At 69.1% G+C, this 16,794-nt stretch carries 13 protein-coding genes; 8 read left to right on the top strand and 5 right to left on the bottom strand.

The annotated features are described in order from the left end of the window. The first annotated feature begins 476 nt into the window (after positions 1-476). Positions 477-1,331 carry a hypothetical protein gene (locus tag IBX18_RS38935; RefSeq protein ID WP_306796597.1) on the top strand — a complete coding sequence of 285 codons (855 nt, stop codon included), beginning with the start codon at positions 477-479 and terminating at the stop codon, positions 1,329-1,331. 4 nt (positions 1,332-1,335) lie between these two features. Here the strand turns inward: IBX18_RS38935 and IBX18_RS38930 are convergent, their stop codons facing one another. Next, positions 1,336-2,172 carry a DUF1266 domain-containing protein gene (locus IBX18_RS38930; RefSeq protein WP_147129486.1) on the bottom strand — a complete coding sequence of 279 codons (837 nt, stop codon included), beginning with the start codon at positions 2,170-2,172 and terminating at the stop codon, positions 1,336-1,338. A 199-nt stretch (positions 2,173-2,371) separates the two neighbouring features. Between IBX18_RS38930 and IBX18_RS38925 the strand changes: the two genes are divergently transcribed. Next, the gene (locus tag IBX18_RS38925) at positions 2,372-2,635 is read left to right on the top strand and encodes a DUF2277 domain-containing protein (RefSeq protein ID WP_194838397.1); all 264 of its coding nucleotides are present in this window, start codon (positions 2,372-2,374) and stop codon (positions 2,633-2,635) included. 8 nt (positions 2,636-2,643) lie between these two features. On the opposite strand, the gene IBX18_RS38920 is transcribed toward IBX18_RS38925, so the two are convergent. Continuing rightward, positions 2,644-3,960: a CdaR family transcriptional regulator gene (locus IBX18_RS38920; protein ID WP_306796596.1), complete on the bottom strand. Its 1,317-nt coding sequence runs from the start codon at positions 3,958-3,960 to the stop codon at positions 2,644-2,646. Between the two features lie 158 nt (positions 3,961-4,118). Here IBX18_RS38920 and IBX18_RS38915 point away from each other — a divergent pair, with 158 nt between their 5' ends. The 3 genes from IBX18_RS38915 (at position 4,119) to IBX18_RS38905 (ending at position 7,893) form a co-directional block, all read left to right on the top strand. After that, positions 4,119-5,735, top strand: coding sequence for an aldehyde dehydrogenase family protein (locus tag IBX18_RS38915; RefSeq protein ID WP_194838395.1), 1,617 nt, complete (start codon positions 4,119-4,121; stop codon positions 5,733-5,735). Beyond that, positions 5,732-6,565 (top strand): SDR family oxidoreductase, encoded by an 834-nt coding sequence (locus IBX18_RS38910; protein ID WP_194838394.1) that lies wholly within the window; start codon positions 5,732-5,734, stop codon positions 6,563-6,565. Before IBX18_RS38915 ends, IBX18_RS38910 begins: the two co-directional genes overlap by 4 nt. Before the next feature lie 434 nt (positions 6,566-6,999). Then, on the top strand, positions 7,000-7,893 hold the full coding sequence (locus IBX18_RS38905; RefSeq protein ID WP_194838393.1) for a LysR family transcriptional regulator: 894 nt from the start codon (positions 7,000-7,002) through the stop codon (positions 7,891-7,893). Here the strand turns inward: IBX18_RS38905 and IBX18_RS38900 are convergent, their stop codons facing one another. Then, a complete protein-coding gene (locus tag IBX18_RS38900; RefSeq protein ID WP_194838392.1) occupies positions 7,894-9,459 on the bottom strand; it encodes an amidase in 1,566 nt (521 codons plus the stop codon). It abuts the gene before it with no gap. 180 nt (positions 9,460-9,639) lie between these two features. Between IBX18_RS38900 and IBX18_RS38895 the strand changes: the two genes are divergently transcribed. From IBX18_RS38895 to IBX18_RS38885, 3 genes are read left to right on the top strand one after another with little or no spacing between them, the layout of a single operon-like run. After that, positions 9,640-12,210, top strand: a complete 2,571-nt coding sequence (locus IBX18_RS38895; RefSeq protein ID WP_194838391.1) for a serine/threonine-protein kinase — start codon at positions 9,640-9,642, stop codon at positions 12,208-12,210. After that, on the top strand, positions 12,207-14,432 hold the full coding sequence (locus IBX18_RS38890; protein ID WP_194838390.1) for a protein kinase: 2,226 nt from the start codon (positions 12,207-12,209) through the stop codon (positions 14,430-14,432). Before IBX18_RS38895 ends, IBX18_RS38890 begins: the two co-directional genes overlap by 4 nt. Next, on the top strand, positions 14,429-15,148 hold the full coding sequence (locus IBX18_RS38885; RefSeq protein WP_194838389.1) for a cyclase family protein: 720 nt from the start codon (positions 14,429-14,431) through the stop codon (positions 15,146-15,148). Before IBX18_RS38890 ends, IBX18_RS38885 begins: the two co-directional genes overlap by 4 nt. Positions 15,149-15,153: 5 nt before the next feature. On the opposite strand, the gene hpt is transcribed toward IBX18_RS38885, so the two are convergent. Beyond that, entirely contained in the window at positions 15,154-15,705 is a 552-nt protein-coding gene (gene hpt, locus IBX18_RS38880; RefSeq protein WP_107653817.1) for a hypoxanthine phosphoribosyltransferase, read from the bottom strand. A 54-nt stretch (positions 15,706-15,759) separates the two neighbouring features. Further along, complete coding sequence (gene tilS / locus IBX18_RS38875) at positions 15,760-16,782, bottom strand: tRNA lysidine(34) synthetase TilS (protein ID WP_194838388.1); 1,023 nt, start codon at positions 16,780-16,782, stop codon at positions 15,760-15,762. Positions 16,783-16,794 lie beyond the last annotated feature (12 nt).

The following is a 16,794-nucleotide window of genomic DNA, read 5'->3' as shown; positions in this document are numbered from 1 at the left end:
GTTACTCCAACTGGTCACAATCATGGCATGTTCGGCCTATCGTGAGCGACGACACAACACCGCAGGGCGAGTAACAGGCACGAAGGCGGTCGCTAGCCTAACCACCGGAGTGCCCGCGAGCACTGTGAATCCGAAAGCGACGGGGCGAGCGACGGGCCCGGAGGAGGCAGCGAAGCGTCACCCCGCACAGCACGGCGAGGACCCGCGAACGCAACCCCCGCGGAGTGCCCGACGAGCTGGAGGAGGCAGCAAGCGTAACCACGGAGGCACCGTGAATACCGCAAATCCAACACCGCGGTGCGAGCGTCAGGCCCGGAGGAGGCAGCGCAGCGTAACCACGCAGGGCACCGCGAACACCGCAAATCCAACAGAGCGCAGGGGGTATGGACATAGTTGAGCTACGGACACCCACAGCGATAGTGCGTCACGGGCGCGGGCGATTGATCGTCCTGCGGCCTGGCTCCGATGGCGAGCGGGTGCTCGACGTACCGGTCACCGACCTGTTGAAGGTCCGGTTGAATCGACGCGCCGACGACGCTGTTGTCATCGAGATCTACCTGCGATACCCCACACCCGTTCTGACCGGCGTGCCCGCCGACCGCACCCCACTGCCCGTGCTGATCGCCGAGCACGACGTGCCCGCGGCGACCGAGATCGTGGACCGGATCAACGGCCAGATCCTGGCGACCCAGCGCATCGACGTGGCCGCCCCCGACTTGAACCCGCCCGCCCCCACCTGGGGCAAATCCGGCCCTACCCGGGCCGACGTGGACCGGGCCGTGCGCAGGATGGCCCCGCACCGCGAGGCGAAACCCGCCATCGCCGCGCTGCACCGGTATGTCACGCCCGACGAGTACGTGCTGGAGACCGCGATCGCGACCGCGCGTCCGCCCGCGGGCACCGGCCCCGGCCTGCTCGCCGCGACGACCGGGCGGCTGCTGTTCATCTCCGTCGGCACCGGCGAGCGCTACGCGCACGAGTTACCCATCCCCGCCGTGCTCTGGGCCCGCAATACCGACGGCACGCCCGCGATGGCGGGCGAGATCGGCGCGGCGCGCGGTGCGACCGGGATGGATGTGCACGACGGCAACATCACCCTGCACTTCACCGGTACCGATCGCGCCGACACCGAACGCGTCACCCTCGCGGTGAACTTCGCCGTGCGGCGCGACTCCGCCGACGGTGGCGCGGGTCCCGCCGATCCCGGTGTGTCCCAGCTGTACTCGGAGTGGGAACTGCTCGTCGAGCGGCACTCGCTCGGCATGGTCGACGACGCGCAGTTCCAACGCTACGGCCGCGGCATTCTCCGTTCCCTGCCCGACGGGCTCTGACCGCTCAGGCTTGCACTACCGGCGGCACGGTCAGACTGATCCGCCGCCACGGGCTGGTCGGACGGATCCACAGGCGCAGCAGCTCCATCCGGCGGTCGACGCCGCCGTTCTTCAGCTCGGCGAGGTCTTCGCACGCCTGCCAGTAGGTCCAGCCGGTCAGGTAGGCGTCGCCGAACTGGCGCCAGTTGCGGTACTTGGCCTGCGCGATGGGCAGCGCGCGGGCCAGGTAGTCCCAGGCCAGGTCGGCGTCGAGGTAGCCGGCGGTGAAGGCCATCCTGGCGACCGCGACCACGCGGGCCAGGTCCCACGCGTGGATGTCGCTGGGCAGCGGGCGGGCCAGGTGATCGGTGAAGCCGATCTTGATGGCCTGGGACCAGATGTCGTAGTCGCGGACCAGCGCCTCCGGATTGTCCATGCCGCGGAACGAGCCGACCTGGCGCAGGAACGCCCGGTGCCGATCGGCGCGCTCGCCGAACCGGTCCCGCTCGCTGGCGTTGATCGAGGCCATCACCAGCGGATGGACCAGCGCGTACAGCGGCGCGTGCATGCCGTCCAGCAGCTGCTCCATGGAGGCCTGGGCCTCGGTGGCGTCGGTGATGCCCCAGGCGCCGGTGAGCGTGTCGATGGCGAGCTCGCGCCGGTCGCCGAGCGGATGCTCGCGCTCGGGGCCGAGCAGCAGCGCGTCGTGGAAGGCATCCCAGCGCGCGGAGTAGAACGCGCCGAGCGCCAGCGCGCGCAATTCGTCATCGGCTACGGCGGCGCCGGACCAGTGGTCCTCTTCGCGCTGATCCAGCTCCTCGTACGGGAAGGTCGTCAACGTGGGTACACCGCGGGCAGGCATGATCCCGATTGTTCCCCATAGATCTTGGAAGAGCCTGTGTAATGGGACGAATTCTGCGTGTCTGTGCTGGCGCGCCGGAGTTTGCCCGCTCGCGCCGAGCACCGGACGCGGTGCCACGCACTGATGCGGGCCGCGCGAATTTCGGTCCGGGTGTTTTCTTGCTCTGCCGCACAGCGTGTGCGAGAGCTACTGTGCTCGCATGAGTAGTAACATCACCCTCCTTCGCGGCCTGGACCCTGCCCCGACCGAGCAGGAAATCTATGCTGCCGCACTGCAGTACGTGCGCACGGTCGGTGGTGTGTCCGGCCTGAGCTCGACCACCAAGGCGGCCGTCGACAAGGCCGTCACGGCCATCGCCGCGGCCACCACCCAACTGCTGGCGGACCTACCCGATCGCCCGGCCGTCGCGCCGGCCGATCCGCCGCTGCGCCGGGTCGCGGCGGGCGAGGCGAAGGCCGACTGATCGCTGAATCAGGGCAGCGCGGCCACCCCGTATGCGGCGACGCAGGCGAGGGCGAGCTCCAACGGCAGGCTGCGCTGCTCGATCGGATAGCCCAGCAGTTCCTCGATGCGCTGGATCCGGTAGCGAACCGTGTTCTTGTGCACTCCGAGCAGTTTCGCCGTGGCCTCCGGGCTGCGATGGCTTTTCAGGTAGGCGTGCAGCGTCTCGCGTAGCCGCGCCGCGTTCGGGTCGGTACCGGACAGCGGACGCAATTCCCGCCCGATCAGACCGCGCATCGCCGCGTCGTCGGCGCCGGCCAGGTAGGCCACCTCCACCTCGCGATAGCCGATCACCCGTGGCGTGCCCGCCGGACCACGCTCGGCCACCTGCCTGGCGGCCACCGCCTCGCGATGGCTCTGCCGGAATCCGGCGACCTGCCCGGCGGGCACGCCGAAGGCGACCCGGACCGGGGATTCGACCAGCCCGGCGGCGATGCGCTCCAGCGCGCCCGGTTCACCGGGTCCCTGTTCGTTGCGGCTCGACTCGGCACCGGGCAGGTCGTCGAGCCCGGCCCACGCCCACATGCCGCTGGCCCCGGAGGCCACGGTGAGCACCCGGCCGTTGCCGATCCCGGCGGCCACCCTGGCCGCGACTCGTTCCAGCACACCGATGACTTCGCCGTCCCCGCTGCCGGATTCGCTCTCGTCGGTCCACAGCACGAAGGCGACGTGACGCTGGGTGAGCCGGTAGCCGAGCCGGACCGAGGCCTGGTCCACGTCCACTTCGTCACCGGCCAGCAGCGCGCGGATGGTCTCGGTGCGCCGGTTGAGCGCGGCCCGCAGGACGCGTTCGCGCTCCTCCATGTAGGTGTCGGTGAGCAACTCGACCGACAGGCTGACCCACTTGGTCGCGCGCTCGAACATCCGCAGCATCACCGCACGCTCGATCTCCGGCGGCGCCTGCCGCTGATCGACCGCCTCGCTCATGTAGTCGAGCACCGCCTCCATGCCGACGTGATAGGTGCGCAGCAGCATGCGCAGCTCGAAGCCGCGCCGGGCGATCGTGCGCGCGAAGGCGTGCGCCTCCTCGGGTAGCGCGTATTCGAAAGTGTCACTGGTGATTCCGCTCAGCACGGCCCTGGCGTGCGCACGGGTGCTCGCGGCGAGGTCGCGGCGCACATCGCGGTCGGCGAGCTCCGGGACGCGCGCGATGATGGCGCTGTCGAGGCGGGCGACGATCTGCTCGAGCGTCTCGGTGCGCATCGTCTCGAAGACGTACTCCGCCAGCCAGTCGCGGACCACTTCACTGTTCGGCCCGATCCGATCGGGTGATGATGCGGCCGTCACGACGCCTCCATTTGTTCTTTGAGCACAAATCCACTCGACTCGGTTGACAAACTGAGCCAAGAATCTCCCCCCGAATTGTGCCACTCTCATAGTTCAGTGGCCTGACTCACATCCGTCAGCCCACGCGGTTCACAGCACAACGTCAGTGGGAGAACAGCGTGACCAATACCGAACCAGCGCCCGGCGCGGCTAAAAAAGCACCGGCGCGCAAGACAACTGCGAAGAAGGCGGCGGAGCAGGCACCGGCCGTCATCGAGGTGCGCAATCCCGGCACCGGCGCGGTGGTCGGGACGGTGCCCGAGATGAGCGCCGACGAAGTGGCGGCCAAGGTCCGTGAGCTGCGGCTGTTCCAGCCGGAATGGGAAGCCATCGGCCCGAACGGCCGCAAAGAATGGCTGCTCAAATTGCAGGACTGGCTGATCGACAACACCGACACGATCGCCGATGTGGTGCAGTCCGAGACGGGCAAGCCACGCGTCGACTCGCTGATCGATCCCGCGTTCGCCACCGACCTGCTCGGCTATTACGCGCGTCGCGCCGCCAAATTCCTCGCCGACGATCATCCGTCCCCGCACAGCCCGCTGGCCCGGGTCAAGAAGCTGACCACCGTGTACAAGCCGTATCCGGTCGTCGGCGTCATCACGCCGTGGAACTTCCCGCTCGCCATGCCCGCGCTCGACGTGTTCCCCGCACTGGCCGCGGGTGCCGCGGTGATCCTGAAGCCGTCCGAGGTGACGCCGCTTTCCGCGCTCGAAATGGCAAGGGGCTGGGCCGAAATCGGCGCTCCGCCGGTGTTCGCGGTGGTCACCGGCGCGGCCGCGACCGGCGCTGCCGTCATCGAGAACGCGGACTACATCCAGTTCACCGGCTCGACCGCGACGGGCCGCAAGATCGCCGTGGCCTGCGCCGAGCGGATGGTCCCGTACAGCCTGGAGCTCGGCGGCAAGGACCCGGCCATCGTGCTGGCCGACGCGGATGTGGACCGGGCCGCGCACGGCATCGCGTTCGGCGGCATGTTCAACTCCGGCCAGGTGTGTATCTCGGTGGAGCGGGTGTATGTCGAGGCGCCGATCTACGACGAGTTCGTGGCCAAGCTGACCGCGAACGTCAAGGCGCTGCGCCAGGGCATCGACGGCCGCGAGTCCAAGCACGATGTCGGCGCGCTGGCCAACGAGAACCAGACCTCCATCGTGCAGCGCCATGTCGACGAGGCCGTCGCGGCCGGAGCGAAGGTGCTCACCGGCGGCAAGCGGGCCGGGTTCGGCACCGCGTTCGAGCCGACGGTGCTCGTCGATGTCGACCACACCATGTCCTGCGTCGCCGAGGAGACCTTCGGCCCGACCCTGCCGGTGATGAAGGTGGCCGACGAGGCGGAAGCCGTTCGGCTGGCCAATGATTCGATCTACGGGCTGTCCGCGTCGGTGTGGACCGGCGACAAGGAACGCGGCGAGCGGATCGCCCGCCAGCTCAACGCGGGCGCGGTGAACATCAACGACGTCTTCGTCAACCTGTTCAGCTTCGCCCTGCCGATGGGCGGCTGGGGCCAGTCCGGCGTCGGCGCGCGCTGGGGCGGCGCCAACGGTGTCCGCAAGTACTGCCGTCAGCAGGCGATCACCACCCCGCTGCTGCCGACCCAGGAAAAGGAACTGTTCTGGTTCCCCTATCAGATGCCCAAATTGCTGTTCGCCGTCGCCGCGATGCGGGCCGCCGGGGCGCGCGGGCTGCGCCGGATCGACATTCCCGCTGTGCTGAAACTCAAGGGAGACAACAAGTGACCGACACTTCGAAGATTCGCGGCAAGGTCGTCGTCATCACCGGCGGCGCCCGCGGCATCGGGCTGGCCACCGCGACCGCGCTGCAGGCGCTCGGCGCCAAGGTCGCGATCGGCGATATCGACGAGGCCACGGTCAAGGAGTCCGGCACCGCCCGCGGCTTCGAGCTGTACGGCAAGCTCGATGTCACCGACGCCACCTCGTTCGAGAGCTTCCTGGACGAGGTCGAGCGCACCGTCGGCCCGATCGACGTGCTGATCAACAACGCGGGCATCATGCCGACCGGCAAGCTGGTGGACGAGCCGGACCAGATCACCCGGCGGATCCTGGACATCAATGTCTACGGCGTAATCCTGGGCTCCAAGCTGGGTCTGGCCCGGATGCTGCCGCGCGGCAGCGGCCACGTCATCAATATCGCCTCGCTCGCCGGCGAGACGCACATCCCCGGCCTGGCCACCTACAACGCGAGCAAGCACGCGGTGCTCGGCTTCACCGACACGCTGCGCGAGGAGTACCGGGAATCCGGTGTGCGCTTCTCCTCGGTGCTGCCGACACTGACCAATACCGAGCTCGGTGCGGGCGTCACCGCGCCGAAGTTGCTGCGCCCGGCCGAGCCGGAGGAGATCGCCGACGCCATCGTCGGGCTGATCGTCGCGCCGAAGTCGAAGGTCAGGGTGACCGCCGTGGCGGGCTTCATCTCGCAGGTCGTCGGCCTGCTGCCGGACGCGGTCGGCGACGGCATCGCCAGGGCGCTCGGCGCGGGTCACGCGTTCCTCGACTACGTCGACGCCGAGAAGCGCAAGGCGTACGAGGACCGGGCACGCAGCGTCTGATCCCGGTTCGGCAGCGGCGCCGCGGTTCAGGATTCGTCCGGGCCGCGGCGCTTTTACATGCGTAGCGAAGGTCCGAATTGCGAGTCTTGCAGCAATACAAACCAAAATGTGATGAAAGTCACTACGGAGGGGGCAAATGACCGCTGGTCGGCCAGATGGGGGTGTCCAGCGGACGAACGGCAACCGTACAGACCGCCAGTTCGGGCTTGCTCGACGCACCCCAAGCGAACATCATTGCTGGTCAAGCGCCCAGATGCGGTTCGCCGCCGAGACGAGCGGTTGCATGCCGAACATTCGCGGAGTCGATGGTGCATCACACCATCACAAGCAATATGCTGTCCCTAACAAACCTGTCGAATGTTTTGGTACCCGTATCCGAACTTTCTGGCCTGATAAGGCTGGAAATTCAGGACTGATTCTGATAGCAAGGGGCTATGGACCCGCATTTGCGCGACCTGCGGTATTTCGTCGCCGTCGCTGAGGAACTGCACTTCACCAACGCCGCTCAGCGGCTGCACATCGCTCAACCCACCCTGTCGCGTCAGATCCGGCAGCTGGAACGCCAGCTCGACGTGGTCCTGTTCGACCGCAACCAGCGCAGCGTCGCCCTGACCGTGGCGGGCAAGGAACTGCTCGAGGGCGCGCGCAAGATCCTGGAGCTGTGGGAGGTCACCAACGTCTCACTGCAGGAGGCGGGCGAGGTGCTGCGCGTCGGCATCCAATCCGCGCTCGGGCGTGGACTGTTGAACGATCTGGAGAGCGCCAGCGGTCACCGGCTCGCGCTGCACGCGGCCTCGTGGACCGACCCGTCCAGCGGCCTGTCCGGTCGGCAAGCCGACCTGTCGCTGGTGTGGCTGCCGCTGCCCGACCCGAACCGCTACCGCTGGCAGGTGCTGCGCACCGAGCCGCGCTGGGTGCTGCTCCCGGAGAACCACCCGCTGGCCGATCGGGAAACCATCGAGTTCACCGACCTGCTCGACGAGCCGTTCATCGCGCTGCCCACCGAAGCCGGTGCGGTGCGCGACTTCTGGCTCGGCAACGACGCACGCAACGGACGCCAGCCCAAGATCGGCGCCGAGGCGGCGACCCCCGAGGACAAGCTGGAGGCCGTGAGTCTCGGCCTCGGTGTCTGCCTGCTCGCCGAGAACAACGTGCCGATGTACCGCTGGCCCGGCCTCACCGCGCGACCGGTGGCCGGCCTCGCGCCGTGCGAGCTGGCCGTGGCGTGGCGCGCCGACGACCAGCGGCCGACCATTCTGGAGTTCGCCGGACGCGCCGTCGACGGTGGATTTTCGGTACAGCAGCCGCAACCCGCCGTCAGCGCTTGATCAGTTGATGGTGCGCCGCCAGGGGTGCAGCGATTCCAGTTGCGCGGACAGCCGCAGCAGGGTGGATTCGCTCCCCGGCGGACCGGCGAGCTGAGCGGCCACCGGCGTGCCGACGTCGGCGTGCATGCCCATCGGGATGGACGCGGCGGGCCAGCCGACCAGGTTCCAGAGCGGGGTGAATGGCGAAAACCGCGAGCTGGCAAGCACATTGGCCAGCCAACCGCGGTGGTGCCAGGCCCGCGCCTTGGGCGGCGGACCGGCGAGCGTGGGTGTGATCACCACGTCGTAGCGTTCGAAGTATTCGAGTAGCCGGGCCTCGACCCGGTCGACCTGCGCCGGGCGGACCAGGCGTAGTCGCTGCACCAGGCGGCCGAGCGCCAGGTGCCTGCGCGTACGCGGTTGCAGCCGTTCGGGATTCGGTAGCACGGCGGCGTCACGGGAACCGAAGGCCAACCAGCGCAAGAAGATCGAGATCAGCGCGTCGCCGTAGGGCAGCGTGGTCGGCTCGACGAGATGGCCTGCCGCCGCGGCCACCGATGCGGCGGTGCGGGCGGCATTGGTCCACTGCCGGTCGACGCGGAAGAAGCGGTACGGCGGAGCCACGGCTAGGCCGATGCGTAGTCGGCCCGGTGGATCCACCTCGGCTAGGTCCGGCCGGGCGGCCAGCACCGATAGCGCGAGCGCCGCGTCGCCGACTGTCGTTGCGAGCACACCGTTTTCGATCATCCCGGACCAGGAGTCGACGCCGATCTCCGCAGGCACCGTGTAGCGCCCCGGCTTGATGCCGAACACGCCGCAGCAGGCCGCGGGGATGCGCAGCGAGCCGAGCCCGTCGTTGCCGTGCGCGATCGGCACCAGCCCGGCGGCGACCGCGGCGGCCGCACCGCCGGACGAGCCGCCCGCGCTGCGCGCGACATTCCATGGGTTGCCGGTGATCCGGTCCGGGGTATCGGTGGTGCCCCACAGCCCGAGCTCCGGCACGGTGGTGAGCCCGACGATCACCGCGCCCGCGGCGCGCAGCCTGCGCACCACCGCATGATCATCGGCGACCGGGCGGGCATCGGTGGCCGCCGAGCCCGACCGCATCGTCTCGCCCGCCACCGCGATGTTGTGTTTGATCGCGATCGGCACACCGGCCAGCGGCAGCACGTCCAGGTCCGCGCGCTGTTCCAGCGCCGCCGCCTCGGATCGGGCCTTCTCGGCCCGAATGACGCTGAACGCATTGGTGTTCCGGTGTTCGGCGACGATCCGGGCGATGGTGGCCTCGACCACCTCCGTCGCGGTCAGCGAGCCGTCGCGGACACCGGCCGCGATGGCGGTCGCCGGACCGCGGGTGAGGTCCTGGCCGACCGCGATTTGGTCGTTCACACCGAGCGGACTATCTTGAGCGGGCGCGCTCGCCTCGACGTCGGATCGGGTAACCAATGACTGCGCGACGGCCACCTGGGTGAGCGTCGACTGTTTCGGATCGACGTGCGCGACCGCCGGGTGATCGGCGGGTGTTTCCGTGCCGGAAGTTTCGGTGCCCGCCGAACCATCCGCCACCGCTGTGGCCTTGATCTGCATGTGCTGGTCGTCCCCCGTCGCATCGTTGTCGAATTCGGGTGATCGCTCTCAAGCCGCAAGTTATCATTCCGAATACTGCTCGGGGGATGATGGCGGCGGGTGTGGCGGAATTTCTCCGCGATATCTAACCGACCGACCAGTGCGGATTCTCCGGTGTCCGCCGAGCCACTAGGTCCGAGAATGAGTGCCAACGCCGATAGAAGTTCCGATTCCACCGCGGGTTTCGCGGCGAGCGCTGGTTTCAGTAACCACCCGCTGCGCACCGAATTCAACGCCGTCGCCGCCTTCGCCGCGGCCTGGGAAGACGCCGCCGACACCGCCGCCGCCCACCCGCCCGAGATCGCCGAGTACCTGCCGGACGCCGAGACGCTGCGCACCGAGGCGCTGCTCGAACTGATCCGCGTCGACCTGCGGCACCGCTGGCTGCGCAAGTCCGTGCAAGACACCGCCCTGCCGGAACAGGCGGGCCCGCAGACCCGAAAACGTCTCGCCGAATACTGCGCCGAATTTCCCGAACTCGAGCCGGGCAGTATCCCGGCCGGGCTGGTGTACGAGGAGTTCGTCATCCGCCGCCACAGCGGCGAACGGGTGGATCCGCGCGAATGTCTGCGCGAATATCCGCACCAGGCGGGCGAACTGCGCGCCATGTTGAACGCCGACGACGACGATCCGAGCACCCGGCGGGCGGCGCTCGAGGATTCCACCCGGACCGCGCTCGCCCGGACCAGAGCCGCTTTCCTCGACAGTGAATTGAACCGAACCACCGAGTCCGTCCGTAGTTCAGAAGTGACCCGAGCAACCACCGACCCGACCGGAACGGCAACCGCCGTGCCGACCACGGTCGGCACCGGACCGGGCCACCTCGACGCGCTCGACCGGATCGAAATCGGCCAGCGGATCGATGATTTCGACCTGCTGACCGGGCTGGGCAGCGGCGCGTTCGCCCGCGTCTTCCTGGCCAGGCAGCGCTCCCTGCAGCGGCTGGTCGCGGTGAAGATCTCCGCCGACCACGGCACCGAGCCGCAGACGCTGGCTCAGCTCGACCACGACTACATCGTGCGGGTCTTCGACCAGCGGCTGCTCGACGATGCCGAGGCCGGTGCTTCGCGCAGGCTGCGGCTGCTCTATATGCAGTTCCTGCCGGGCGGCACACTGCTCGGCGTGCTGCGCTGGGTGCGCGCCACCCCGCCCGCCGAGCGCAGCGGTCAGCTGCTGCTCGACGCCGTGGACGCGGCCATGGAGGAGAAGGGCGAGATCCGGCCGACCGACTCCAGCGTGCGCGCCGAGATCGCCTCGCTCAGTTGGCCGGAGACGGTGGCGTGGCTGGGCCGCAGGCTGGCCGAGGCGCTCGACTACGCCTCGGCGCACGGCGTGCTGCACCGTGACGTGAAACCGGCCAATGTGCTGCTGACCGCCGAGGCGGTGCCGAAGCTGGCCGACTTCAACATCAGCTTCAGCCGCAATGTCGAGGGCACCAGCCCGGTGGCCTACTTCGGCGGTTCGCTCGCGTACATGTCGCCGGAGCAGCTGGAGGCCTGCCATCCCGGGTTCGGCCGCAGCGCCGCGGATCTGGATACCCGGGCCGACATCTACTCCCTCGGTGTGGTGCTGTGGGAATTGCTCACCGGGGCAAAGCCGTTCGACGACAGCACCGCGGGCGCCGACGGCTACGGCGACGACACGACGCTGGAGGCCATGCTCGAGCGGCGCACAGCGGGCGTGGACGCGGCCGCTTTGGAACGGGTGCCTGCCGATTGCCCGGCGGCGCTGCGCCGGGTGCTGCTGAGCTGTCTCTCGCCCGATCGGTCCATGCGCTGGGCCAACGGCTGCGTACTGGCCAGGCAGCTGGAACTCTGTCTGGACGCGCGCGCCCGTGAGCTGGTGGACCCGGCGCCCAACAGTTGGCGGCTGCGGTTGCGGCCGTGGATGGTGCTGGTCACGCTGCTGTCGGTCGGGCTGCCGAATGTGCTTGCCTCGCTGTACAACATCCAGCACAACCAGCACCTGATCATCAGCAGGCTCACCGAGGAGGCGCAGCACAGCTTCGTGATCATCACCGGTGTGGTGAACGCGGTGTTCTTTCCGGTGGGCATCGCGATCGTGGTGTACATGTCCCGGTCGCTGCTGACGGTGCCGCGCGGGCTACGCAAGGGGCGGCGCTACGACCCGGACACCCTCTGTCACGCCAGACGCGACGCGCTGTTGCTCGGCGATCGTGCGGTGGCCGTGGCGTTTTCGCTCTGGGTGCTGTCCGGTCTTACCTTTCCGCTGACGCTGCAGTTGGTGACTGGCGACCTGCCCGCGCGGGCGATCGTGCACTTCCTCGCGTCGCTGGTGGTGTGCGGCGCCATCGCGGTGGCCTACCCGTTCTTCCTGCTGACCTTCTACATGGTGCGCTGCATCTATCCCCTGTTCCTCCGGCACGGTGACATCAGCCCGGCGGACGCGGTCTGGCTGCGCGGGCTGGACCGGCGGTGCAACGGATATCTGGCGGTGGCGGCGTCGGTGCCGTTGCTCGCGGTGGCCGGGGTGACGTTCCTGCCACCGTCCGATATCCCGATGGTGATCTTCGCGGTGCGGGTGCTGTGCGCGGGCGGCATCATCGCCTTCGTGGTGTCCTACTTGCTGTTCCGGGCCTTGGAAGCCGACCTGCGCGCGCTGGAGCGGGTGGTTTCGCCGGCGTCGGCCGGCGGGCAGGCCGGTACGGCCGAGCGCGCGGCGGATGAGGCTGCCGTGGAGACTCGCACGTGACGTCGTCGCGCGCCGACGCCGTCGCGCGGTTCGCCGCCGATTGGCAGCGCAGCCTGCGCGCCGAGCACGTCACGCCGCCGCTGATCGCGGACTACGTGCCCGACGGCACCCAGGCGCGGCTCGCGGTGCTGACCGATCTGCTGCGCATCGATCTGCGCGAGCGCTGGGGCCGCGACGCCGACCTCGGCAAGCGGATCGCGGAGTACCGCAAGGAGTTTCCGGAGGTCGAGCACAGTCCCGAGCTGGCCGACCTGGTCTGCGAGGAGTTCCTGGCCCGGCGCAGGCACGCGCCGCTGGCCGTCGAGGAGTTCCTCACCGAGTATCCGGAGCTCGCCGACGCCGTACGAGAACGCTTGGCCGACTTCGACATCGATGACTTCGGCACCGCGGAGACCACCGAAGCCGTTGCCGCGCTGGCCGAGCTGAACCCCGGCCGGCGCATCGACGACTTCGACCTGATCACCGACCTCGGCAGCGGCCTGCTCGGGCGCGTCTTCCTGGCCAGGCAGCGATCCATGCAACGCCTTGTCGCGGTGCGTCTTTCGGCGGGCCGCGCGGCCGCACCGCACACCATGGCGCAGCTCGACCACGCGCACATCGTCCGAGTCTTCGATCAGCGGGTGTTGAGCACGGACACCACCCGGCTCGGCGCCGCGGCACCCCGGCTCGTCTACATGCAGTACCTGCCCGGCGGCACCGCGGTCGGCGTGCTCGATCAGCGGCGCACCGGCCCCGAGTCCGATGGTGGCGCGTTGCTGCTGCGCGCGATCGACACGGCGATGGCGGCGAAAGGTGAGATCCGGCCCTCGGATTCGAGCGTGCGGGTCGAGATCGCGGCGCTGAGCTGGCCGGAGACAGTGGCCTGGGTAGGGCGGCGGCTGGCCGACGCGCTCGATTACGCGGAGCACCACGGCGTGCTGCATCACGACATCAAACCGGCGAACGTCCTGTTCACCGCCGAGGGTATTCCGAAGTTGGCCGATTTCGCGTTGCGCGAGTCGGGCCCACGCCCGATGGCGGCCGATCCGGCTGCGCAAGCGGATGATTCGCTGCGGTACCAGTCGCCGGAGCAGCTGGCCCGGCTGCTCGACCCGGCCGCTCCCGCACCCGGCACCCGCAGTGATCTCTACGCGTTGGGTGTGTTGCTGTGGGAAATGCTCTCGGGCGCAAGCCCATTCGATGACGCGCCGCGGACCGGTGAATCGTCCGCCGAGACCTACGCGCGCATGCTCGCCGTACGCCGCGCCGGGGTCACCGAGGCCGCGCTGTCCCGGCTGCCCGCGGACACTCCGGCGGCGCTGCGCCGCGTGCTGCTGGACTGCCTGCACGCCGACCCGAAACGGCGCTGGCGCAACGGCTTCGAGCTGGCCGGTCAGCTCGACCTGTGCCTCGACGCCCGCGCGCGCAACCTGGCCGATCCGCCGCCGGCCAGCCTGGCCTACCGGTGCCGCGGCTGGCTGATCCCGTTCGCGGCCGTCTGCATCGGCGTGCCGAACGCGCTCGCGAGCTGGTACAACATCCAGCTGAACCAGTCGCTGATCGTCGACCGGATGTCGGCGGCCGACCAGGACCGGTTCGCCACGGTCGGCTTGCTCAACAACCTCATCGCCTTCCCGGTCGCGGCGCTGCTGTTGATCTTCCTGACCCGCAGGCCGCTGACCATCGGCTTCCGGTTGGCGCGCGGCCGTGCGTATTCCGCGCGCACGCTGGCCAAGGCCCGCCGCGACACCCTGCTGATGGCCGACTGGGCGGTGCTGGTGCCGTTCGGCTTCTGGCTCGTCGCCGGCGTGATCTGGCCGCTCGGCCTGGCCCTGTCCGGCGTCGAGCTGCCGCCGAAAACGTTCCTGCATTTCTTTGCCGCACAGGTGGTTTGCGCCGCCATCGCGCTGGCGTATCCGTTCTTCCCGATCGCGGTCTACGCGGTCCGCTCGGTGTATCCACAGTTGCTGGTGCGCGGCGGTATCGGGCCCGGCGACGAGCGCCAGCTGCGAAAGCTGGCCCGGCGCGGCAACTTCTACCTCGGCGTCGCCGCGTCGGTGCCGCTGCTCGGGGTGGCGGGCGCGACGTTCGTCGACGCCGAAGATCTGGAGTTGGTGATCGTTCCGGTCCGCATGCTCAGCGTGGGTGGCATTCTGGCTTTCGTGGTTACCTACCGGTTGTTCCGCTGGCTAGAGGCCGATCTGCTCGCGCTGGCGCGGGCCATCCCGCAGCGGAAGCGATGACCTCGCCGCGGCCGCTCGGGCGGCTGGTCAGCCTGTCGCATGTGCACGATCCGGCCACCACGCCGCTGTATCCGGACGATCCGGAGTTCCGCACCGACATCGTGGCGACGGTCGCCAACGACGGCTACTACCTGCGCTACATTCAGCAGGGCGAACACACCGGAACCCATTGGGGCGCACCGATTCACTTCCACTCCGACGGTCTCGGCGCCGACGAGCTGGACTTGGACGATCTGCTGCTACCCGCGGTGAAGGTCGATGTCCGGGAGCGGTGCGCCCGCGACCGGGATTACGCGATCACCGTCGCGGATCTGAAGCAGTGGGAGGGGCGGCACGGGCGCATCCCGAACGGCGCGGCGGTGATCGCCTGGACGGGCTGGGATGCCAAGTGGGGCACCGCGGAATTCCTCGGCACGGCCGAATCCGCGCATCATCAGCCGGGTTTCGCGGTCGAGTCCATCGAATGGCTGCTGCGCACCGGCCGGCTCGGCCATCGTGGCGCACTCGGCATCGACACCTTCGGTCCCGACCTGGGCACCGACGACAGCTACGCGGTCTCCAAGCTGCTCTACGGCGACCATCGCATCAGCCTGGAATGCCTGGCCAACCTGGCGGCCATCCCGGCGACGGGGGCCTGGATCCTGGTCGGCGGGCCGCTCTATCGTCGCGGCTCCGGCTCGCCCGCAACGATTTTCGGCATCCTGCCCGACCGCTGACGGAGCTAGGAGTAGACCTTCGGGTCGAGCGTGCCGATGTAGGGCAGGTCGCGGTAGCGCTCCGCGTAGTCGAGGCCGTAGCCGACGACGAATTCGTTCGGGATGTCGAAACCGACGTGGGCGACGTCGACGTGGGTGCGTAACGCGTCCGGCTTGCGTAACAGCGTGACCACCTCGAGCGAGGCCGGATTGCGGGTGGATAGGTTGCGCTTGAGCCAGGACAGCGTCAGGCCCGAGTCGATGATGTCCTCGACGATCAGCACATTGCGGCCCGCGATGTCCTTGTCCAGGTCTTTCATGATGCGGACCACGCCGGAGGAGGACGTGGACGACCCGTACGACGAGACGGCCATGAACTCCATCTGGGTCGGGATCGGCAACGCCTTGGCCAGGTCGGTCATGAAGAAGATCGCGCCCTTGAGCACGCCCACCAGTAGCAGGTCACCCTCGGGGGCGTCCGCGGGATAGCGCTTGGCGATCAGCTCGGCCAGCTCTTTCGTCTTGCCTGCGATCTCTTCCTGGGTGATCAGAACAGACGCGATGTCGTCCCCGTACACGTCAGCTGTTCCCTTCTGGTTTTCGCTCCCGGACGGCCGACCCATTATGTGTCATCAGCCGCTGCGCAGACGCAGTGTCAGCCTGCCATGTTCGCGCGCCGCGACCAACCTGCTACCTGCCGAGCCGCCGCTGACGGCGACGCCGCCCTGCCCGCGCCAATCGGTGATCAGCTCGTCCACCGCGTGTAAATGCTTGCCGGTCAGGGCTTTCGCCCCGCCCGCGAGCAGCCAGGCCCGGATCGCCCGGCGGCGCAGCGCGGCGGGGGCAGTGGCGAGCGTCTCGATCGACAGCGTCGCGCCATCACCGGCGGTGTGCAGCAGCTCACCGGCAAGCGCGTCGAGCACGGCGCCGTCGGCGCGCAGCTGTTCGGCCGTGCGCGCGAGCGCGGCGGCGACGCCACCGCCGAGCACGTCCTCCAGTAATGGCAGCACCTCGGCGCGCAGGCGCACCCTGGTGAACTCGGATGACGTGTTGTGCGGATCCTCGTGCGGGGTGAGCGCCGCGTCCGCGCACAGCTGCCGGGTGACCGCGCGCCGCACCGCGAGCAGCGGCCTGCCCCACGGCTCGGCCCAGGCGGCCATGCCTTGGATCGAGCGACCGCCGGACCCGCGTGCCAACCCGAGCAGCACGGTTTCCGCCTGATCATCGAGGGTGTGTCCGAGCAGCACTGGCAGCCCGTCGCGCGCTTCGTCCAAGGCCGCGTATCGAGCTCGCCGCGCCGCGGCTTCCATGCCGCCGTCGCCTACGACGTCGACCGCGAGCACCCGCGCCGATCGGCAACCGAGCGCGAGCGCCGTCGCCGCGGCATCGGCCGCGACCACGTCGGAGCCCGGCTGCAATCGATGGTCGACAACGAGCGCGTCGACTGCCTCCGCCTCGACAACCGCGGCCGCGGTCAGCGCCAAGGAGTCCGCCCCGCCGGAGAGCGCCACGGCGACACCGTCCGACGGGTACTCCCCCAGCCAACCTCGGACGGCCCGCCGAATCTCCAGCACCGCCGCCGTCTCGGGCAGTCGTGCTGGTGAACCGGGCACCGGACGGTCAACCCCTGCGGGTTGTCCGGGCACACGACTCATATCCGGAGCGTA

Source organism: Nocardia sp. XZ_19_369, assembly GCF_015355715.1.
Lineage (GTDB): Bacteria > Actinomycetota > Actinomycetes > Mycobacteriales > Mycobacteriaceae > Nocardia.
This window is presented reverse-complemented; position numbering and strand designations above follow the sequence as displayed.